The sequence below is a fragment of the Pontixanthobacter sp. CEM42 genome (genome assembly GCF_017812015.1).
Classification (GTDB): Bacteria; Pseudomonadota; Alphaproteobacteria; order Sphingomonadales; family Sphingomonadaceae; genus Pontixanthobacter.
Genome location: NZ_JADQTN010000002.1, coordinates 632,145 through 651,914, shown reverse-complemented (window position 1 = coordinate 651,914; position 19,770 = coordinate 632,145). Strand labels below are relative to the sequence as shown.

Sequence of the window (19,770 nt, the reverse complement as noted above, 5' to 3'; positions counted from 1 at the left end):
GGAAAGGCATCACCCTGCCCCTTCCCGAATCGAGCCGCCCGCGCGTAACCCGATCCTATGGCGGGCAAGTCCACACCGATGATGGAGCAATATCATGCTTTGAAGCAGGAGGCCGAAGGCTGCCTGCTGTTCTACCGGATGGGTGATTTCTTCGAGCTGTTTTTCGAAGATGCGAAGATCGCATCGGGCATTCTCGATATCGCCCTAACCGCACGTGGCAAAGATCAGGACAATCCCGTCCCGATGTGCGGCGTGCCGGTGCACGCTGCCGAAGGGTATCTTGCAAAGTTGATCAAAGCCGGATGCCGCGTTGCGATTGCCGAGCAGGTCGAGACGCCCGAAGAAGCCAAAATCCGTGCCAAGAAAGAAGGCACTCCAGTTTCAAAAACGCTGGTGAAGCGGGACATTGTGCGGTTCGTAACCGCAGGCACGCTGACCGAGGAAGCATTGCTCGAACCGCGCCGCGCCAATGTTCTTGCCGCCATCTGCGAAGTGCGTGGAGCTATCGGAATAGCCAGCTGCGACATCTCTACTGGTCAGATGATTTTGCAACGCTGCGAACCATTAGATGTGAATGCTTCGCTCGCACAGATCGGAGCCAGTGAAGTCGTTGCGCCCGAGGGGTTCAATCGTGCAATCGACGATGTGATCGAGAGGCCTCGAGGTGACTTCGGAAGCGACGATGGAGAGCGGCAACTCAAAGCGATCCATGAGGTAAAAACCCTCGATGCATTTGGTGATTTTACGCGCGAAATGCTGGCCGCCGCAGGGGGGCTGATTACCTATCTCGATCATGTCGGCCGCGGGAATTTACCGCTGCTGCTTCCTCCGCAACTGCGCGCGAGCGACGCGCAAATGGCAATGGACGAGGCCACGCGGGCAAGTCTGGAAATTCTCACCTCTCAACAAGGCGGGCGCGCAGGTAGTCTGATTGCCGCCGTGGATCGCTGTGTTACCGGCGCGGGTGCACGGCAACTGGCTGACGATCTGGCCGCGCCGCTTTGCGATCTGATCGCTATTTCGGAGCGACTCGCGCTGGTGCAGTATTTGCACCAAGACCCACTGCTACGCGCCGATCTGCGCGAAGTACTTCGCGCGCTTCCCGATATCGGACGAGCTTTGGGTCGAGTGGTAGCGGGCCGAGGCAGCCCGCGTGATCTCGGGCAAATTCGCGATGGCTTGGCCGAAGCGCGGCGCATTCGTGACTTCCTGAGCCAAAAGAGCGATCACCCTACCCTGCTCGAAAGGCTTCTTCCTGCGATGGGCGGTCACGGGGCGTTGGTTGATCTGATGCAACGCGCGCTGGTCGCATCACCACCAACCGAACGGCAGAATGGCGGATTCATCGCTGAAGGATATGACGCCGCGCTCGACGAGCTACGCCAAGTTTCGGGCAATGCGCGGCGCGCAATCGCGGCGCTCGAAGCGCGCTATCGGGAAGATACCGGCATCGCCTCGCTTAAGATCAAGCATAATGGCGTGCTCGGCTATTTCATCGAAGTGCCACCCAAACATGCCGACGCACTAATGGTGCCAGATAGCGGGTTCACGCACCGGCAGACTATGGCCAGCGCAGTGCGCTTCAACTCACTCTCTTTGCATGAAGAGGCAGGACGCATTGCCGAAGCGGGCGGACATGCGCTGACGGCGGAGGAAGCGCATTTTGAAGACCTGACTGATCAGGTCATTGCCGCGCGCCAAGCCATTGCAGCAACGGCATCTGCCCTAGCGAGGCTGGATGTCTCCGCCGGACAAGCCGAACGCGCTGCTGAAGGCGATTGGTGCAAGCCGGATATTTGCAAGGATAGTTGCCTAGATATCGCAGCAGGAAGGCATCCCGTGGTGGAGGCGGCTTTGGCCGCCAGCGATGATCGCTTTGTCGCCAATGATTGCGCGCTGAGTGAAGAAGATCGCCTGTGGCTAATCGGCGGCCCCAACATGGGTGGTAAATCGACTTTTCTGCGGCAGAATGCGCTAATCATACTGCTTGCCCAAGCAGGCGGCTTTGTACCTGCGTCCAGCGCGACAATCGGTCTGGTGGATCGGTTGTTCAGCCGCGTGGGCGCGTCGGACAATCTGGCGCGCGGACGTTCGACTTTCATGGTTGAGATGGTCGAGACGGCCGCGATCCTCTCGCAAGCAACCGAGCGGAGCTTTGTGATCCTAGACGAAGTCGGGCGCGGCACGTCGACCTATGACGGCCTGGCCTTGGCATGGGCGGTAGTCGAGGCAGTGCATGAAACCAATCGCTGCCGATGCTTGTTCGCCACCCACTATCACGAACTCGCACGATTGGCCGATAGCTGTGATGCGTTGTCGCTGCACCATGTCCGGGCCCGCGAATGGAAGGGCGATCTGGTGTTGCTGCACGAACTTGCGGAAGGTCCCGCAGATCGCAGCTATGGTCTGGCCGTAGCCCGACTGGCGGGCATTCCCAAGCCGGTCGTCTCTCGGGCTAAGTCGGTTCTCGACAAGTTGGAGAAAGGCCGTGCGGAAACGGGCGGATTGGCCGCAGGACTTGGTGATTTACCGCTGTTTGCAGCTGTTGCAGAGCCAGAAGAAGAAAGCGCCGATACCAAGCTCCGCCAGCAATTCGAACAGCTCGATCTAGACGCCCTGTCTCCGCGCGACGCCCTCGAATTGCTCTACGAATTGAAGCGCACAGCCGAGTCTACCGAAATTTAAGGAATTTTCGGCTAATATCCCTTCATGGGTTCATTTATCTCTCGCAACGGCCTCGCTTCGCTGGTTTTTCTTGGCCTGATCATGTTCGGCCTCTCCCGGCTTGTCGGCTCGGAGGGTGAAGACGGCTTGCTGATGAAGATATCCAAAGACTTCACTGGAGAGAACGAAGCCCAAGTCGCTGACGAAGCTAAGCCCGCCACGGTGGTGCAATCCGAAGCGGCGGCTCCACAAGCCAACCCTCCGATATCCGAGTTTTTTGAGGACGACGAGCTCATCGATACGGCTGAAGGCTTCGATCCCAGCCCGACTACGAAGCCAAGTGCCAGCAATAACGACAATGACGAAGCCATGATCGTGCAGCAAAGCAACGCTTCACAATCCGTTCAAACGCGCCCGATACGGACCACTTCCGAACGCCCCCCGGGCAGAGCTGCGGACGAACCCATTGAGCGTATACGTGTTGAAGACGACATTCATTGATCTATGTAGTTGGGATGGCGAAAAAGAGTGATTCTAACGATTTAGCTGAACAACGCACCGATTGAGCCGAAGACCGCACCGTGCAAGCGACTGAACGGACCTATGCCGGATGGATGCGTACCGCCTTCGCAGCAATTGGTATCGGACTGGGCTTCAGAGCCCTGTTCGGTGAGTTTGATCCACCGTGGCTAGCAAAAGCAATCGCCACGGTATTCATACTGATCGGCGGACTGGTAGCTTGGTCGGCGCAGCGCAACGCCTGCAAGACGCTTACACGTCTTTCCACCCATGACATTGATGCCCCCCGCGTGCTGCATATGCGGTGGCTGAGTTATATTGTAACAGCACTCGCAGTCGTACTCGCCGCAGCGTTATGGCTACTGCGAAAGAGCGCTGCTCTTTAGGCCGTTTTCCTAACGCGTAGGAACTGGCGCTTCGCCCGAGTAGTCATAGAAGCCGCGTCCGGTTTTGCGGCCCAGCCAACCGGCCTCGACATATTTCACCAGCAATGGCGCAGGGCGATATTTGCTGTCGCCTGTCGTATCATAGAGCACTTTGATAATCTCGAAGCAGGTGTCGAGCCCGACGAAATCCGCGAGCTGCAACGGCCCCATCGGGTGGTTCAAACCCAGCCGGCAGCCTTTGTCGATGTCTTCGATATTGGCGGTACTTTGGCCAAGAACGAAAATCGCCTCGTTGATCATCGGCAACAGGATGCGGTTGACAACGAAGCCAGGTTCATCCTGAGAGAGAACAACTTCTTTGCCGAGACTTTCAGCAAAAGCCGTGATCTGATCGGTCGTATTCTGAGCGGTAGCAAGACCGGGAATGACCTCTATCAAACCCATCACCGGCACGGGATTGAAAAAGTGCAGCCCGATAAAACGCGCCGGATCGGGCGCGAAGTTGGCCATGCGAGTGATTGGTATCGAACTGGTGTTGCTGGCCATAATCGCGTCATCGCGCAGGACTTTGCCAGCCGCTTCAAAAATCGCTTTCTTGATGTGCTCCTGCTCGGTTGCTGCTTCGATAATCAAATCAGCTTCAGCCATCGGCGCATTCTCGCCAATTGGGGTAATCCGCGACAAAGCGGATTCGGCATCGGCGATTTCGATTTTTCCGCGCCCGACCAGCTTGCCGAGCGACTTTTCGATGCCGTCTTTGGCTTTCTCGGCCACTGCCAGATCGATATCCGACAGCATGATCTGAATACCATGCTGCGCCACAGTCTGGGCAATGCCCGAACCCATTTGACCCGCACCGATTACCGCGACTTTCCGCATCAAAATATTCCTTCGCAATTGCAGCAAAGGCGCCTGTTAACGGCTTGATCCAGCCCTGACTAGCGGTTTGCGATCAGCCTGTTATCGATTAGCTCCGGGCACCCACTGTACGTCTGCGGCGCCATTGTCGTTCAGCACACGCGCGAGGACGAAAAAGTAGTCCGACAAGCGGTTGATATAGGCAATTGCTTGCGGATTGACCGGCTCGGCATCAGCCAGTGCTGTTACCGAACGCTCTGCCCGGCGCACCACGGATCTTGCGATGTGCGCACGCGCTGCGGCTTCTGTACCGCCAGGCAAGATAAAGCTGGTGAGCGGTTCCAGATTTGCGTTCATATCGTCGATCGCATTTTCCAGCCAATCAACTTGTGCGGCAACCACGCGCAGCACCATCTCGGTCGGCTCGAAGTCCTCACTGCCAAATTCGCCGAGCGGAGTTGCGAGGTCCGCGCCAAGATCGAACAGATCATTCTGGATTCGCGAGATCGAACGGTCATGCCCGCTGCCATGAAGCGACCCGGATGCCAGTCCAATGACGCTATTGGCCTCGTCAACATCGCCAATTGCAGCAATCCGAGCCGAATGCTTCTTCGCGCGCGCCCCGTCGACCAGCCCGGTCGTGCCGTCATCGCCAGTGCGCGTGTAAATCTTGTTGAGCTTAACCACCGCGTGTGAGGCCAAGCAGAATAGCAACAACAACAATCGCAAGCGCTTGATACTTGATCCGCGCGAACATCATCTTGTTCTGCATCAACTGCATATCAGTCGCGTCTTGGCTCTCGCCGGTTTCAAGATCGATCTTGGTGCTCTTCATGAAAGCGACGATCCCGCGGACCAGCGACACGAGCACGAGGATCAACAGAATGATCAGAGCGGGTATAAGAATATAGTTCATGCCGAGTATCTAGTCCTTCGCCAGCGACATTCCAATGGGAAAGCTGCTTGATCGAATATCGCTTGCAATCTTTGCACCATCCACGCCTTGTTCGCGCAGGTCGGCTAGCGATGGGGAGCCACGACGTTTCGCTAATTTCTTTCCTGTTTCGTCGAGCAATAACGGGTGGTGATGCCACTTTGGCACCGGCAGATCGAGCAGGGCCTGTAACAGCCGGTGGATATGCGTGGCAGCGAACAAGTCCTGCCCGCGTGTCACTAGCGTTACGCTATCCGCAGCATCGTCAATGGTAGCCGCAAGGTGGTAACTCGCCGGAGCGTCCTTTCTCATAACCACGACATCGCCAAGCTGTTTTGGCGTTGCAATCTGCATTCCCGCCGATGCATCAGCCCATTCGAGCAATCCAACGAAAGCAACAGCTCGCCAGACGTCCAGCCGCCATGCGACCGGCTTCGAGTGGTCGATCTTCTGCTCCTTGCAAGTGCCGGGATAGATCGGACCTTCGGGTCCAAATTCTGTCGCGACTGCTTTGATGTCGGTCCGCGTGCATCGGCACGGATACAGCAAGCCCTCCGACTTTAACCGCTCGGCCGCTGCCTCATACTCAGCCAAGCGCGTAGATTGCGCCGGAACCTCTTCCCATTCCAAACCCAGCCATTCCAGATCCGCACGGAAGCTATCTGCCAGTTCGGGACGACTGCGCGCCCCATCGATATCCTCGATCCGCAGCAAAAACCGGCCGCCAGCATCCCGCGCCAAATCATGCGCCGTGATCGCCGACAATGCGTGGCCGACATGCAACGGACCGTTCGGACTGGGGGCGAAGCGGGTCACTACCATGTCCGTTCTCCTCTCCCTTGGCCGCACCGATCAAAATTGCCTGTGGATTCGCACCCTGTAACAGGGTTGACGCTTTTTGGCGCAAATGCTCCTCTCATGTCCATCAGGAGGGAGCACCAACGTGTTCAAAGCTGAACTGATTGATCAAGCGGCGCAATTCAAAAGCGCCAATGAAGATGGAAGCCGCAATCTGGCAGGCTGCCCGGCGCTCGTCTTGAATGCTGACTACACACCCTTGTCGTATTACCCGCTGAGCCTGTGGCCGTGGCAGACCGCGATCAAGGCGGTGTTCCTCGATCGCGTCGACATTATCGAATGTTATGACCGCGAGGTTCACTCGCCCTCGCTCGATATGAAAATCCCCTCGGTGATCGCACTGCGTCAATATGTGAAGCAGAGCGAGTTTCCCGCTTTCACCCGCTTCAACCTGTTCCTGCGCGATCGCTTCACGTGCCAATATTGCGGCAGCGAGGAGAATCTGACTTTCGACCATGTGATCCCTCGCCGTCTGGGCGGGAAGACAACATGGGAGAATATCGCGAGTGCCTGCGCGCCCTGCAATATGAAGAAAGGCGGTCGCACACCCAAGCAAGCGGGCATGACCATGGTCAATCCGATCCGCCCAACCAGCTGGCAGTTGCAGCATATCGGCAAGGGCTTCCCGCCCAACTACCTCCACGAAACATGGCGCGACTGGCTCTATTGGGACATCGAGCTGGAGGGGTGATTCTAGCTCGCAGTGGGGCGCAAACCCTACACGATGGAACACATGGAACAGGGTCCAAGGTAAGGAAAATCGCAGCGAGTTTCGAGGTGGTTCAAACGAAGACTTGTGAAAACAAGATGGATATCGCATCGGATCGATATGCCGCTATAGTTGAGTTGTAGGACAGCCAATTCTGACCCGAAACGTTCGGTAATACCGCGCGCTACAAAGAAGCAACGATTGCGGCACCAAAAGAAAAAAGCAGAAATGCGAGGGCTATGCCCCATCCCCATCCGACCAACGCACTAATCTTACGCCAGGGATGCCCCTCCAGTATTAGCGGACTATCAGGCGACAGTGTTTTCGGGTCCACTGCAGTTTCTTGAGAAAGCGCAACGGCAAATTTGTCCCAAAGTTCGCTTTCAAGGTGGACGCTGTCTGGCAACTTCTTTTGAAGAGAAGCGAAAACATCGCCAGCGGTCACCCAATTTGGCGCATCTTCCTTGTCCAGCTTAACATCGAAAGCGCGCTCAACTTCCTCGATCGCCCAGATTTCATCGCCGTCTCCAGCAAGACCAACAGAATGTACTATCGTTTGCATCTATGTGGCCTGATTTTCGGTACAGCATCGCAGAACATCACGTCACGGCAGCACGCTGCTTGAATCCGGCTCGATCCCAATCGCCGGTCTCAATAATCTCGCCCAACGCCTCAACCGCCCGCGCAACATCCTCAAAACTCACATAAGCAGGCGCGAAGCCGAACCTAAGAATATCAGGATCGCGGAAATCGCCAATGATGCCGCGCGCGATCAGGGCTTGGCAGATCGCATAAGCTTCTACGTGGCGGAAGGATATTTGACTGCCGCGCTGGGTCGGGTCTGTCGGGCTGACCAGTTCCAGATCGGGCAGACGTTCGGATATGGCTTGCCGGAAGAACTCGCTTAGCTCGCGCGACTTCGCAATCAGCCGGTCGATACCGATTTCGGCGATCATATCGACACCGACTTCCAGCGCGGACAATCCCAAGATCGGCGGGGTTCCGGCGAGCAACCGGTCAACCCCCGGCGCGGGCGCGTAATCATCATCGAAGGCAAAGGGCTGCGCGTGGCCCATCCAGCCGGTGAGCGGTTGTTGCAAGTCGCCGTGATGCCGCTCCGCGACGTAGGCATAGGCGGGCGCGCCCGGCCCACCATTGAAATATTTATAGCCGCAACCGGCCGCGAAATCCGCGTTACACTTGTTCAATTCAACCGGCAGCGCACCGCCGCTATGCGACAGATCCCACAGCACCAAAGCGCCGGCATCATGCGCAGCTTTGGTCAGAGCTGCCATGTCAAACGTTTCGCCCGTCTTATAATGCACGTGAGTAAGCATCAGCAGCGCCACGTCTTCATCGAGAGCGTCGATTAGAGCATCGCGTTCGGCGAGTTTGCGAGTCGCCAGACCCTGTGCTTCCAGCCCCTCGACCATGTAAATATCGGTTGGGAAATTGCCGGGTTCGGACAGGATCGCTTTTCGGCCAGAACGCATATGCAGCGCCGCCGCAATCAGTTTTGACAGATTCACGCTGGTGGAGTCGCAAGCAATCACTTCATGCGGTTGCGCTCCGATCAGCGGCGCAATCTTCCCTCCGACACGCTGCGGTAGGGCGATCCAATCCGCGCTGTTCCAGCTGCGGATCAAGCCCTCGCCCCATTCCTGCCCGACCACTTCGGCAATGCGAGCTTTGGTGGCTCTCGGCAAAGCACCGAGCGAATTGCCATCAAGATAGATCACACCTTCAGGCAAATCGAAGCGATCACGAAATTCGCGGAGCGGAGCGGCGCCGTCTAGTTGCTGGGCAGCGTCAACGAGGCTCACGGTAGTTCCCTCAATATCGCACGAATAGGCGAGGCATCAGCGCCAACAATTGGCAGTGGCAAGGCTATCAACTCGTATCGGCCCTCCGGTACATCATCGAGGACTAGGCCCTCCAGAATCCGCATATCAGCCGCAAGTACCGCCTTATGCGCATCCATCGTCTTGGAGTTTTGCGGATCGATAGAAGGGGTATCAATGCCCACCAATTTTACACCCTGCACCGCAAGCCATTTTATCGTCTCAGCTGCAATCGCAGTGAAACCTTCTTCCCACTTATCGTGAGGGAATTTCTCATAAGTCCGGAACAATACGCGGTCCGCAGAATCGATATGTGGCAAATCGCCAACATCAATTTCCGAGCCTACGCCGCGTGCATCAATTACCAGACATTCGCCGATATAGGGCGTCAGATCGCTCGCAGCACTATCCAGTCCTGCCTCATCATAATGCAGCGGAGCATCGGCATGGGTGCCGCTATGCGTGGACATTGCAAGCTTCGAGACATTGACCGGCGATCCGTCATCCATCGCCCAAGTACCCTCATGCGCGAATTCAGTATCACCGGGCCATACCGGCAGCCCGGGCCGCAATTTCTGCGAGATGTCCCAGATTTGCCTGCTCATATAGCTGTCCGGACAGAGAGCAATTCGGGGAAGAACGTCTGTTTCAGAACGGCTTCGAGGTAGGGCACGCCAGCCGTTCCGCCAGTGCCCTTTTTGAAACCGATAATCCGCTCAACGGTTTTGAGGTGTCCAAAGCGCCAACGCTGGAAATGATATTCGAGATCAACCAATTTCTCGGCCAGCTCGTACAAATCCCAATGCTTGTTGGGGTGGCGGTACACCTCCGCCCATGCAGCCTCGACAGCCTCAGATGCTGTCCACGGTAAATGCATTTCGCGCTCGAGAACTTCACTCGGGATATCAAAGCCGCGTCGCGCGAGCAGGCGGACAGCTTCATCGTAAAGACTGGCCCGATCCAGTTCCGCATGAAGTTCTGCCGCCACATCAGGCGTGGCTTCGTGCATCGTCACCATATCCGGATTGCGCCCACCCAGCAGGAACTCCATCAATCGGTATTGTGCAGACTGAAAGCCAGACGACGATCCCAAATGCGGGCGCACCAATGAATAATCATGCGGTGTCATTGTCGACAGCACATCCCAGCTCGAAATCAGCTGATTCTGCGCCCGTGCAACGCGCGCCAGCATTTTGAATGCCGGGCTAAGCGTATCGGCAGCAATATGCTCACGCGCTTCGACCAGCTCGTGCAGGCACAGCTTCAGCCACAACTCACTGGCCTGATGGACCACGATGAACAGCATCTCGTCATGCGCGTCAGACGCGGGATGCTGTGAGGAGAGGATCTTTTGAAGATCGAGATAGCTCGAATAGGTAACGCTCTTGGTCATGCGTGCCCTATAACTGCAATCTGGTTTAATTTGAAACTATCTCGCTCGCTTAGCCATCAATTGTGCGGGCGGCGGGATGGTGCTTGTCCAAGTGCTTCTTCACAATCCGCAAATTGCGCGTGTTCGAGCGGAACAGGAAGTCGGCCGCATCGCCAACCACCGGAACAACGCCGAGCAAGGCATCGAAACCGACATTGCCCATCATCCGCCAGATCTTCCACTTGGGTAGGCCAAGGTTCTTGGCTTCCCAAACAATGTAAGCGCCCATTGCGGTCGTTACGATATCGCCCAGCACCGGCACCAGACCGATAATCGAATCAAGCCCGATTGGGTAATTCACCCCGGGGATGCGAAAGCTGCGCTCGAGCAATTGCTCCATCGCTTCAATCCGCTTGCGGATCGAAACGGGATCAGTCCCAACGGGTAGCTCAAATCCCATGGGTTGCGCCTGACCGGACTCCGTCCGTTCCGGGCGAAATATCTCAGGCTGATTGCGGTCACTATCGACCATAATGCTCTCCTTCCCCCTCTAATTGGGGCGTGAAGCCATCGGGAACAAGGGATGCAGGCCCCAGCTGTTCTCTGCAAAACCGTCTACACCCCCCCGGATCAGCGACCACCGGACCGGCGCACCGATCGGGATATAGGCCTGAGAGGCAAGCAATTCTTCCTCCGCTTCGGCCAGCAATTGCGCAGTGGTGGCAGGATTTGCTGCCGAAATGGCATCCAGCACCAGCGCATCAGCTTCCGGCGAACATAGTCCACGTTCCAGCGCACAGTTAAACTGGTTCAGAAACCATCGCTTGTCGGCATAGCGCGCCAGCGTATCGACAAGCACAATGTCTGCTCTCTGTCCGGCCTCGGCGCGCTCCAATAATATGCCGATATCGTCAAAATCGCTCACCAACTCAGAAAATAGAATATCCGACCCAGGACTATCGGGCAGAGAAAGCGATAGCTGCGCTTCGACAGACAGATTTTGCGCACGCCAGGCAATCACTCGGCGCTTCGCCTCGGCTCGGCGCTCTTCAAAGGTCATATCTGTCCAACGCTCGGTCGGAACTACGGGATTGTTCGGTAATTCGGCCGGAACTATTCGCGTGGTCGGCGACCAGCCGCCCAAATTAAACGCCTGAAGCAGAGTCGTGCGATCAATGCCCATTGCGACCGCTTCTCTAAGCGGCGCATCGTCAAGCAGGCCGTTTGAATTGGTAAAACGCAGGCCGAACAGTCCGAACACACCGTCGAGCCTCAGCGTGCCGCTGGAAAGCGGCCCGGTTTCAGCCACCGGCAGATTCAGCAAATTTCCGCTAAACACAGCATCTGCTTCGCCCGCTTCAAAACGGTCAGCCGCTGCTTGCGCAGGCAGGCTAAATATCCGGATCTGGCGAAAATCATCCTGCCAGTCTTCCTGTGTCGATTGTCCACGTTGTTCAGGGGGCAAAACAGAGAGAATAATCGTATCATCCTCCCGCTCCGCGATCATTGGTCCCTTACCAACTCCTCCTCTGCGCAAGCCCAACTCCGGTTGAGCAATAAGCTGGAGGAACTGCGGCATCGGACTTTTCAAGCGAAACTCGATGACTCGTCCAGTCATCGCGCGAATATCAGAGATAATCTCCAGATCAACGCCGAGGGAGGTGCCCTGCAATTGGGCCAAATTTTGTTCGATCGACTGGAGCGCGTTCTGGCTGGTGATCGCAGTACCGTCTTCCCATTTCGAATTTCTCAATCGGAAAATGTAGCTGAGGCCGTCTTCGGTCACGATCCAACGTTCGGCTAATGCAGGAACGACTTCACCGATTGCGTTTAGAGCAACCAGTCCTTCTGCAGTCGCAGAGCGGAGATGCTGCCCAGCGGGTGCCAATCGAACACCATTGGTAGCAATGTCATCGGAAGTCCCGATGAACGCGACTCTGGTTACGTCATCGTCGAAACTGTTGCCGCAACTAGCGAGCGAAACCAACATCGCCGAGATGGACAGGATACGCACGAAAGAGCTCATACCTGCGGAGATAGCAGCTTATTGGGGTGTCGTCAGTGTAGAAAAGGTAGGCCAGTGGCCGATTGCGAAGGCGTCAAATGTTCCGAAGCCGCGCGGGGTCAGCGGATTGATCGGCATATATCCCAGAGGGCCGGGTAAATCGCGGTGAGCTTTTCTCAGCACTGCCGACAGGCGCGCGCGCTAACTTGGGTTCAATCTCTTTCGCGAAGGCAATCCCAAAGCGTTCATCCTGAACCCAGGCAATAACGCCTTCTACCCAACCTATATTGCGAAGCTGAATAGAAACGTTGCCGCCGCGCACCACAGACGGGCCCCCTTCGGCCATCATGCCGCCCGAAGACAAATTGCGCACTTTCACACGGTGTTCGCTCTGCTCTCCCTCAAGGCGCACTTCGGCCATCAGGAACAGGCTGTCTCGCGAGATATTACGGGTGTCTACTCCAGACATAATTGCAGTCAGACCCTCTTCGTCATTCGATGCACACAATCCTCATCAGAGGAATTGCGATTCTCATAGAGGAAGAGTGGCTAACGAAGCTTTAATCTTGATCGGAAGAATTTTAATGCGCCGAACGGAGGCGATTTAATCGTCGCGTGATATCTTTTCGCGGCGTTCATGCGCTTCCTGTGCCTCAACCGTCATAGTGGCGACCGGTCGGGCCATCAAACGCTTGAGGCCAATCGGATCGCCTGTGACTTCGCAATAGCCATATTCGCCTTCGTCAATCCGGCGCAGAGCGGAATCGATTTTGGATATCAGCTTGCGTTGGCGATCGCGGGTGCGGAGCTCAATGCTCCAATCGGTTTCACTGGAGGCGCGATCATTCAGATCGGCTTCGCGGATTGGTCCGTCTTGCAGTGATTGAAGAGTGACCGAGGAGTCCGAATGAATCGATTTCTTCCATTCGAGCAACAGCATCCGGAAATAATCCTGCTGCTTCTGATCCATATAGGGATCGCCCTCCGCCGGGATATAATCCGGCTCGAGAGATTTCTTCACTCTTTCAAGGACTTCGATATCGTCGATCGACACAGCGGTCATTAGGTCCAAAACTCCCGGATCAAGCCAGTACAATGCAATTTCAAGGCGAATGCCCCGCAAAAGCCGGATTTTTCCGGTCATTCCATTCGACCAATTCCGCGGGCCTATAGGCGGCACATTTTTTTGGCACAAGATGCAATCCACGAAAGGCGCATAAGTAGACTCGAAAGCTCAGTGATCGACATCACGATTTGCCCGGAATTTCCAGCCATTCGGTGATTTATTTGCATCCACGTTAACCATTTGTTGACCATGTTCGGGTGAACCAAGGATCACTGGCGAAAGGGATCAGCCAGACGAATGGGGGAATAGACATGCAATTCACTGCAATCGACGGCGGAAACGCCACTCCGGTAGATACTAAAGCAGCCGACCTTCTGGTCGCAGAATGCTTAGCCGCCGCATCACAAGGCGAAGATATCGCCTATTTTGATCTGGGCGTCGCTTTCTCGACCGGTAGCCACGGCGCACCTTGCGATCTGATTGAAGCGCATAAATGGTTCAATCTGGCCGCCACTAAGGGCCACGAAGAAGCTGCTTGGTGCCGTGCCGATATTTCCGAAGAAATGACCGCTCGCGAAATCGCCGAAGCACAGCGCCGCGCTCGCGAATGGCTCCGCGCAGGGCAACGCAAAGTCGCTTAAGTCTTCTTGAACGGCGTCCTTTCGCCCAGATACATCTGGTCGACATCGATACCTTCGCGTTCGCGCTCAAGAAAATCGGATACTGCGTCCCGGAAACCGGGATCAGCGATCCAATGGGCTGACCACGTCTTGCAGGGCTCATAACCTCGGGTGAGTTTGTGACCGCCCTGAGCGCCAGCTTCGACCTTCTCCAATCCGCGCGCAATCGCCGCGTCAATGGCTTGGTAATAGCATAGCTCGAAATGCAAGAAGCGCTTCTCGCGGCTGCATCCCCAATAACGGCCATAGAGCGCAGTCCCGCCCACAAAGTTAAGGGCGCCAGCGATTGGCACACCCTCTTCCAGCGCCAGCATCAATAACACTCGGTCGCCCATCCGTTCGCTAAACAGGCTGAAAGCTTGCCGTGTTAGATAGGGCTGCCCCCATTTGCGCGCGCCGGTGTCCTGATAGAATTCCCAGAACGCATCCCAATGACCTTCTGTGATCTCGGCACCCGAAAAGTGGACGATCTCAACGCCGTCCTGCGCTGCAGCGCGCTCTTTGCGGATCGCCTTGCGCTTGCGTGAAGCCAACGCGCCAAGGAAATCGTCAAACGACTGGTAGTCACGATTGTACCAATGGAATTGAATATCACTCCTCAGCATCCACTCGGCCTGTTCGAACAGCGGCAGCTGATCCGGTTCTAAGAAGGTTGCATGGGCCGAGGAAAAGCCGTTCGCAGCGCATAATTGTTCGGCAGCTCGCAGTAACGGCACTGCGTATTTTTCGTCTGCGTACAACAAGCGCGGTCCGGTTGCGGGCGTGTGCGGTGCCGCGATCTGCACCTTCGGATAATACTCGCCGCCAGCGCGCTGATAGGCATCAGCCCAAGCGTGATCGAAGACAAATTCGCCGCGACTATTGCCTTTCAGATAGGATGGCATCGCCGCCAGCAATTCGCCGTTTTCACCTTCAATAATGATCGGCGCACTTTGCCATCCAGTGCCGGGGCCAACGCTACCCGATTCCTCCATGATTGTGAGAAAATCATACGACATGAAGGGGTTATCGCTGCCTGCCAGCGCGTCCCATTCGGCTTTATCGAGCGCGCCAACCGATCCGGCGACTTTGGCTACCAACGGCGCTTCGCTCACGCCGTGCTTTCGAGTTCGGCGATCAGAGCATCAGCATGGAGCAAAGCTGTCGCTCGCCGCTCCTCCGAATTCACGGTCCAGGTTAGGACAGGAATGCCCCGCTTGCGCTGCGACTCGGCAAATGTGCTGGGCAGATCACGCACATCATACGCCAGAAAATCGGGCTTCGCGTGCCATAGCGCAGCACGGCGTTCCCACTTTGCTTTGAGCGATTGGCGGCCCGCTTCTTTCACCACCAGACCGCACACTGCCTTTGGCGTGTTTTTGTGAAACCAGCTGGATACCCGCGGATCATAGCTCATCACTGCATAGTGTCCTCGATACCCCTCAAGCGCACGCTTTACTGCCAAGCATAGCGGCGTGATCCGACGATCGAATGCAGATTTCAGCTCGATCAGTACCGGCACTTCACCGCCAATTTGATCGAGCAGGCGGCTCAGTTGCGGAATCGCATCGTTCGATCCTGACAGCAGAATTTTCTCGATGTCGGCCGCGTTGCGGCGATCGACCGGCCCGGTCTCATCCGTCAACCGGTCTAATTCCCAATCGTGAAACACCACCGCCTGACCATCGCGGGTTCGCTGGACATCGCACTCAATCCCGAGCCCTCGCCCAATAGCCTCTGCAAAAGCGGACGGAGAATTCTCAGGCGCGCCATCGCCGTGTAAGCCGCGATGGGCATAATCCCATTTGCTTAACCAACTGATCCGCTCCGGATTCGGCGCGGGCGCGCGCCATGTATCAAGCAGGGTGAAGAGCAATGATTGCATCCACCTCTACTGCAGCATGTAACGGCAGGACGGGTACGCCCACCGCACTGCGCGCATGGCGGCCCGCTTCGCCAAACACATCAAACATCAGCTCGGATGCGCCATTGGCGACTTTCGGCTGGTCTGAAAAATTACTGGCCGAGCTGACGAACGCGCCGAGCTTCACAATTCGCGCCACTCGATCCAGCGAGATTTGCGCATTCACCAGTTGCGCCATGATCATGAGGCCGCAAGCGCGCGCAGCAGCGGTACCGCGTTCCAGGCTGACATCTTCGCCCAGCGTTCCGGTTACCAAGTTTCCGTCAATGAATGGCAATTGGCCGGAAATATAAGCGACATCATTTTGCACCACGACCGGCACATAGCTCGCGACCGGTGCAGCAGCGTTGGGCAGCGTGATACCCAGCTCCTTCAAACGTGCTTCGATACTCATACCGTCTCTCCGTGTAGTTCTTTTTGGAGCCATGGCAGGGCCTCTGCCCAATTGTCGATCCGCGCATGAGCGTGGCCCGCTTCATGCGCACAATCTATCAGCGGGGCCAGCATCGGCTCACCGCAAAGGTGGAGCCGTTTCACGTCTGGCACCACTTCGGAAACCGATTCATGATGTTGCGGCAGATCATCGATGAAGATGGCGCGTTCCGGCTGATACTTTTCGATAATACTGGCAAGCGCAGGCCCTTTCGGTCCTTGATTGGTGAATACGCGTGCATGCACGCCATGCTCGGCCAATTGCTCGGCCCGCATCTGTTGACGCGCGTCATTGAGATTGGTGAGAATCACCACGTCGGCGTTCTCTGCGATGGTGTTGATGCCCGCAATCGCACCCTCGATTGGCGTCTGCCGGTACATTTCAGTGTCGAAAAATCCACCTAGCAAACGCCAGATATCTTTTTCGTCAACCAGTTCACCGCTTTCCTGCCAACGCATCGACTTGGCAAAATTGTTGCCGGCCATACGGAACTCCACACCTTCGTTCTCGGCAAGCCAATCACGAAATGGCGCAACCATGTGGAGCAGCACTTCGTCGCAATCGGAAATTAGAAGGGGCCGGTTTTGGGGTGAATTCATTGGGTCAGTCTTTCATGGGCAGCGATGATGTCTTCGGGCTGCGCTTGCAAATCCTCTGCAGCCGCAATCAAATCCGGTTCGTGGTTGATCAGGAATTCGAGCACTGCCGCCTGCACGCCCGCTTCGCCCAAGCCGTCGCGCAGCACATCGGGTGTTAGACCGGTGAGCGATAGGAGCCGGTCAGCGCGCGGCTGATCTCCGAGCACCCAGCCAAGCGCCGAAAGGGCCAGAGTGCTGGCACTACCAAGATCAGGCGGGGAATTGCGACGGTCTAGAATTGTAAGATTCCTGCTGGAGCCATAAGGGCTATAGAGAGCAATCGACATGCTCATGAGATATGGGGCCGTATGGCAGAGGCAATGGCAAAGAGAATACTGGTTGTCGAGGACAACGATCTAAACCGCAAATTGTTCTGCGACGTACTGAAGGCCAATGGCTTCGAAGTGGAGCCGGTCGCCGATGGTGAATTGGCACTCAACGCCGCACGGGCCTTTGCGCCCGATCTGGTCATTATGGATATCCAACTGCCCAATATCTCCGGCATGGATCTGATTGTGGCGTTTAAGCAGGATGCGTCACTAACCGATACGCCAATACTAGCGGTCACGGCATATGCCGGGAAAGGCGATGAAGATCGAATACGCGACGCCGGGGCAAGGGACTATTTATCCAAACCGGTTTCGATCAGTCCATTTATGGCAGCGGTGAAAAAGCTGCTCGAGGACTAGGCAGCCATAGCTTCTATCGCGAATGAGATCACCGTCGCGAACAAGCCCACCACGAATATCCGGTATGCCAAGGCGAGGAACTTATACTTGCGTTGCGCGAGCACCTGACCATTCTGATAGATGTCATGCATCATCGCGCGGAACACGGTTTCGTCGGATTTGAGATCTTCCAGAACTTCTTCCGCCCAGCTCTCTTCATCCATTCCGGCGAAATGGCCGAAGAACAGCTTGTTGGGTGTCGTCACATCCGGATCAGGTTTCTTGATCGAGGGCAGAACCGCCATCACCGCGCAGAGCGAACTCAAGAACGAAAAAGCCGCCAGCAACATCAACGAAGGCGGAATATCGCCAACAAAGGACCGGCTAACTGACAGCGAGAACACGAGAAAGGTCGCGCCCATCAGGATCGACGCTTTCTGATCGGCCATCTGCGACAGTGTTAGCGTATTGAGCTGCGCGGTACGCATCATATGCACTGCATGCGCCGAATATGCCGGTTGCGCAGGCGTAGTATTTATCGTTGTTGCCTCTCCAGCCGGTGCTTGTTTATCCGTATTCTCGGTCATATTTTTCATCCTTGCGGGGTATCGCAACAGCAGATGCAGGCTTGCCAGCGCACCTAACGCTTGACAAGCAGGGGTTTGAGCCGCTTTTCCGCCCCATTCACGTGGCAAGCGCCTTGCTGAGAAACAAAATTGATTGGAAATATCCAAATGGACCGTGCCGAAGTCGACAGCAAAATCCGCGAATTGATTGGCCCTTTCAACAAGAAGGGTGTCGAGATTCAGGACAGCACAACCTTCGTTGGCGATTTTGAATTCGATAGTCTGACCGTGATGGATTTCGTCGCCGAGATCGAAGACGAGTTCGACATCATCATCAGCATGAACCAGCAAGCCGAGATCGAAAATTACGGTCAGCTTGTCGATGCTGTAACCAAGCTGCAGGACTAATCATGAGCGACACTAGCAGCCCCGAAGGCACTGCTGACTCTGGCGGCGATCTGTTCAGCAAATTCGACGACATCATCGCGATGCGCGAAGGCTTGCTCGCTACCGGCGTGGAAGATCCTTTCAATCTGGTGATGGAGAAAGTTCTCTCCCCCACTCGTGCAATTTGTAATGGCCGCGACACAATTCTGCTCGGCACGTACAACTATATGGGCATGACTTTCGATCCCGACGTGGTGGATGCCGGCAAGCAAGCACTCGCTGATTTCGGCACCGGCACCACCGGCAGCCGCGTTCTCAATGGCACCTATCAAGGCCATAAGGAATGCGAAGACGCGCTGCGTGAGTTCTACGATATGGACCACGCGATGGTCTTCTCGACCGGCTATCTGGCCAATCTCGGAATCATTTCGACCATCGCTGGCAAGGGTGATTACATCATCCTCGATATCGATAGCCATGCGAGCATCTGGGATGGTTGCGCGATGGGCAATGCCGAAGTCGTGCCGTTCAAGCACAACGACATCGAAGCGATGGAAAAGCGCTTGCGCCGTGTACCCGAAGGTGCCGGTAAGTTGGTTATTTTGGAAGGCGTTTATTCGATGTTGGGCGACCTTGCTCCGCTCAAAGAAATGGTCGCTATCGCCAAAAAATATGGCGCGATGGTGCTGGTCGATGAGGCGCATTCGATGGGCTTTATCGGCGAGCATGGCCGTGGAGTAGTGGAGGATGAAGGCGTTCTGGATGATGTCGATTTCATCATCGGCACGTTTTCCAAAAGCGTCGGGACAGTCGGCGGTTTCTGTGTGTCCAACCATCCAAAGTTCGAGATTATGCGGCTGGTCTGCCGGCCCTATGTGTTTACCGCCTCGCTTCCGCCCAGCGTTGTCGCGACTGCCGCGACCAGCATCCGCAAATTGCAGCACGCCGGGAACAAGCGCGGGCATCTATGGGAAAACTCCCGGCGGCTTCACAAGGGGCTGACGGATCTCGGGTTCCAGCTTGGAACCGAAGAATGCCAAAGTGCAATCGTTGCGGTTATTATGCCTGATCTGGAACGCGGCGCCGGGATGTGGGAGGCGCTCCTGAAGGAAGGCCTCTACGTCAATCTGGCCCGCCCGCCAGCAACTCCCGCGAATATGACCCTGCTCCGCTGTTCGCTTTGCGCGGAGCATAGCGATGAAGAAGTTGGGACGATTCTGGGGATGTTTGAACGTGCTGGAAGAAATACCGGGATCATTTCATAGACTTTAGAAGTGCTTAGC

The 19,770-nt window shown here is 56.0% G+C and carries 26 protein-coding genes; 8 read left to right on the top strand and 18 right to left on the bottom strand.

The window, feature by feature from the left end; all coding sequences use genetic code 11:
* Positions 1-57: 57 nt before the first annotated feature.
* From mutS to J9777_RS13165, 3 genes are all read left to right on the top strand, one after another.
* Positions 58-2,685: a DNA mismatch repair protein MutS gene (gene mutS, locus J9777_RS13175; RefSeq protein ID WP_209349263.1), complete on the top strand. Its 2,628-nt coding sequence runs from the start codon at positions 58-60 to the stop codon at positions 2,683-2,685.
* A 24-nt stretch (positions 2,686-2,709) separates the two neighbouring features.
* On the top strand, positions 2,710-3,165 hold the full coding sequence (locus tag J9777_RS13170; RefSeq protein ID WP_209349262.1) for a hypothetical protein: 456 nt from the start codon (positions 2,710-2,712) through the stop codon (positions 3,163-3,165).
* 80 nt (positions 3,166-3,245) lie between these two features.
* Positions 3,246-3,569: a DUF202 domain-containing protein gene (locus tag J9777_RS13165; protein ID WP_348632003.1), complete on the top strand. Its 324-nt coding sequence runs from the start codon at positions 3,246-3,248 to the stop codon at positions 3,567-3,569.
* Positions 3,570-3,578: 9 nt separating this feature from the next.
* Here the strand turns inward: J9777_RS13165 and J9777_RS13160 are convergent, their stop codons facing one another.
* The 4 genes from J9777_RS13160 to gluQRS all read right to left on the bottom strand — a co-directional run bounded on the left by J9777_RS13160 (position 3,579) and on the right by gluQRS (position 6,183).
* Positions 3,579-4,448: a 3-hydroxyacyl-CoA dehydrogenase NAD-binding domain-containing protein gene (locus tag J9777_RS13160; RefSeq protein WP_209349261.1), complete on the bottom strand. Its 870-nt coding sequence runs from the start codon at positions 4,446-4,448 to the stop codon at positions 3,579-3,581.
* A gap of 81 nt (positions 4,449-4,529) precedes the next feature.
* Entirely contained in the window at positions 4,530-5,114 is a 585-nt protein-coding gene (locus tag J9777_RS13155; RefSeq protein ID WP_209349260.1) for a cob(I)yrinic acid a,c-diamide adenosyltransferase, read from the bottom strand.
* Positions 5,107-5,343: an HIG1 domain-containing protein gene (locus J9777_RS13150; protein ID WP_209349259.1), complete on the bottom strand. Its 237-nt coding sequence runs from the start codon at positions 5,341-5,343 to the stop codon at positions 5,107-5,109. Before J9777_RS13150 ends, J9777_RS13155 begins: the two co-directional genes overlap by 8 nt.
* Positions 5,344-5,352: 9 nt before the next feature.
* On the bottom strand, positions 5,353-6,183 hold the full coding sequence (gene gluQRS / locus J9777_RS13145) for a tRNA glutamyl-Q(34) synthetase GluQRS (protein ID WP_209349258.1): 831 nt from the start codon (positions 6,181-6,183) through the stop codon (positions 5,353-5,355).
* Between the two features lie 121 nt (positions 6,184-6,304).
* Here gluQRS and J9777_RS13140 point away from each other — a divergent pair, with 121 nt between their 5' ends.
* Positions 6,305-6,910: an HNH endonuclease gene (locus J9777_RS13140; protein WP_209349257.1), complete on the top strand. Its 606-nt coding sequence runs from the start codon at positions 6,305-6,307 to the stop codon at positions 6,908-6,910.
* A 202-nt stretch (positions 6,911-7,112) separates the two neighbouring features.
* Here J9777_RS13140 and J9777_RS13135 read toward each other — a convergent pair whose 3' ends face one another.
* The 8 genes from J9777_RS13135 to dksA all read right to left on the bottom strand — a co-directional run bounded on the left by J9777_RS13135 (position 7,113) and on the right by dksA (position 13,209).
* Positions 7,113-7,490, bottom strand: a complete 378-nt coding sequence (locus J9777_RS13135) for a hypothetical protein (RefSeq protein ID WP_209349256.1) — start codon at positions 7,488-7,490, stop codon at positions 7,113-7,115.
* 37 nt (positions 7,491-7,527) lie between these two features.
* Complete coding sequence (gene kynU / locus J9777_RS13130; protein WP_209349255.1) at positions 7,528-8,751, bottom strand: kynureninase; 1,224 nt, start codon at positions 8,749-8,751, stop codon at positions 7,528-7,530.
* Positions 8,748-9,374: an arylformamidase gene (kynB, locus tag J9777_RS13125; protein ID WP_209349254.1), complete on the bottom strand. Its 627-nt coding sequence runs from the start codon at positions 9,372-9,374 to the stop codon at positions 8,748-8,750. The genes kynU and kynB overlap by 4 nt, the downstream gene beginning before the upstream one ends.
* On the bottom strand, positions 9,371-10,162 hold the full coding sequence (locus tag J9777_RS13120) for a tryptophan 2,3-dioxygenase family protein (RefSeq protein ID WP_209349253.1): 792 nt from the start codon (positions 10,160-10,162) through the stop codon (positions 9,371-9,373). Before J9777_RS13120 ends, kynB begins: the two co-directional genes overlap by 4 nt.
* Positions 10,163-10,211: 49 nt before the next feature.
* Entirely contained in the window at positions 10,212-10,601 is a 390-nt protein-coding gene (locus J9777_RS13115; protein WP_209349579.1) for a DUF4112 domain-containing protein, read from the bottom strand.
* A gap of 90 nt (positions 10,602-10,691) precedes the next feature.
* The gene (locus J9777_RS13110) at positions 10,692-12,155 is read right to left on the bottom strand and encodes an ABC transporter substrate-binding protein (RefSeq protein ID WP_348632002.1); all 1,464 of its coding nucleotides are present in this window, start codon (positions 12,153-12,155) and stop codon (positions 10,692-10,694) included.
* 85 nt (positions 12,156-12,240) lie between these two features.
* The gene (locus tag J9777_RS13105; RefSeq protein ID WP_209349251.1) at positions 12,241-12,615 is read right to left on the bottom strand and encodes a PilZ domain-containing protein; all 375 of its coding nucleotides are present in this window, start codon (positions 12,613-12,615) and stop codon (positions 12,241-12,243) included.
* A 135-nt stretch (positions 12,616-12,750) separates the two neighbouring features.
* Positions 12,751-13,209, bottom strand: coding sequence for an RNA polymerase-binding protein DksA (gene dksA, locus J9777_RS13100; protein ID WP_209349250.1), 459 nt, complete (start codon positions 13,207-13,209; stop codon positions 12,751-12,753).
* 314 nt (positions 13,210-13,523) lie between these two features.
* On the opposite strand from dksA, the gene J9777_RS13095 reads away from it, so the two are divergent.
* Entirely contained in the window at positions 13,524-13,853 is a 330-nt protein-coding gene (locus J9777_RS13095) for a sel1 repeat family protein (protein ID WP_209349249.1), read from the top strand.
* Here the strand turns inward: J9777_RS13095 and J9777_RS13090 are convergent.
* From J9777_RS13090 to J9777_RS13070, 5 genes are read right to left on the bottom strand one after another with little or no spacing between them, the layout of a single operon-like run.
* Positions 13,850-14,986, bottom strand: coding sequence for a GNAT family N-acetyltransferase (locus tag J9777_RS13090; RefSeq protein ID WP_209349248.1), 1,137 nt, complete (start codon positions 14,984-14,986; stop codon positions 13,850-13,852). The genes J9777_RS13095 and J9777_RS13090 overlap by 4 nt on opposite strands.
* Positions 14,983-15,756 carry a glycerophosphodiester phosphodiesterase family protein gene (locus J9777_RS13085; protein WP_209349247.1) on the bottom strand — a complete coding sequence of 258 codons (774 nt, stop codon included), beginning with the start codon at positions 15,754-15,756 and terminating at the stop codon, positions 14,983-14,985. Before J9777_RS13085 ends, J9777_RS13090 begins: the two co-directional genes overlap by 4 nt.
* Positions 15,728-16,189 carry a RidA family protein gene (locus J9777_RS13080; RefSeq protein WP_209349246.1) on the bottom strand — a complete coding sequence of 154 codons (462 nt, stop codon included), beginning with the start codon at positions 16,187-16,189 and terminating at the stop codon, positions 15,728-15,730. Before J9777_RS13080 ends, J9777_RS13085 begins: the two co-directional genes overlap by 29 nt.
* Positions 16,186-16,827, bottom strand: a complete 642-nt coding sequence (locus tag J9777_RS13075; protein ID WP_209349245.1) for an HAD family hydrolase — start codon at positions 16,825-16,827, stop codon at positions 16,186-16,188. Before J9777_RS13075 ends, J9777_RS13080 begins: the two co-directional genes overlap by 4 nt.
* Positions 16,824-17,159 (bottom strand): DUF3572 domain-containing protein, encoded by a 336-nt coding sequence (locus J9777_RS13070; protein WP_245228739.1) that lies wholly within the window; start codon positions 17,157-17,159, stop codon positions 16,824-16,826. The genes J9777_RS13075 and J9777_RS13070 overlap by 4 nt, the downstream gene beginning before the upstream one ends.
* Before the next feature lie 27 nt (positions 17,160-17,186).
* Here J9777_RS13070 and J9777_RS13065 point away from each other — a divergent pair, with 27 nt between their 5' ends.
* Entirely contained in the window at positions 17,187-17,555 is a 369-nt protein-coding gene (locus J9777_RS13065; RefSeq protein WP_209349244.1) for a response regulator, read from the top strand.
* Here J9777_RS13065 and J9777_RS13060 read toward each other — a convergent pair.
* Entirely contained in the window at positions 17,552-18,121 is a 570-nt protein-coding gene (locus tag J9777_RS13060) for a Pycsar system effector family protein (protein ID WP_245228738.1), read from the bottom strand. The two genes, J9777_RS13065 and J9777_RS13060, sit on opposite strands and share 4 nt — an antisense overlap.
* 147 nt (positions 18,122-18,268) lie before the next feature.
* Here J9777_RS13060 and J9777_RS13055 point away from each other — a divergent pair, with 147 nt between their 5' ends.
* Both J9777_RS13055 and J9777_RS13050 read left to right on the top strand, forming a co-directional pair.
* Positions 18,269-18,508 carry an acyl carrier protein gene (locus tag J9777_RS13055; RefSeq protein WP_209349243.1) on the top strand — a complete coding sequence of 80 codons (240 nt, stop codon included), beginning with the start codon at positions 18,269-18,271 and terminating at the stop codon, positions 18,506-18,508.
* 2 nt (positions 18,509-18,510) lie between these two features.
* Positions 18,511-19,752, top strand: a complete 1,242-nt coding sequence (locus J9777_RS13050; protein ID WP_209349242.1) for an aminotransferase class I/II-fold pyridoxal phosphate-dependent enzyme — start codon at positions 18,511-18,513, stop codon at positions 19,750-19,752.
* Positions 19,753-19,770: the final 18 nt, after the last annotated feature.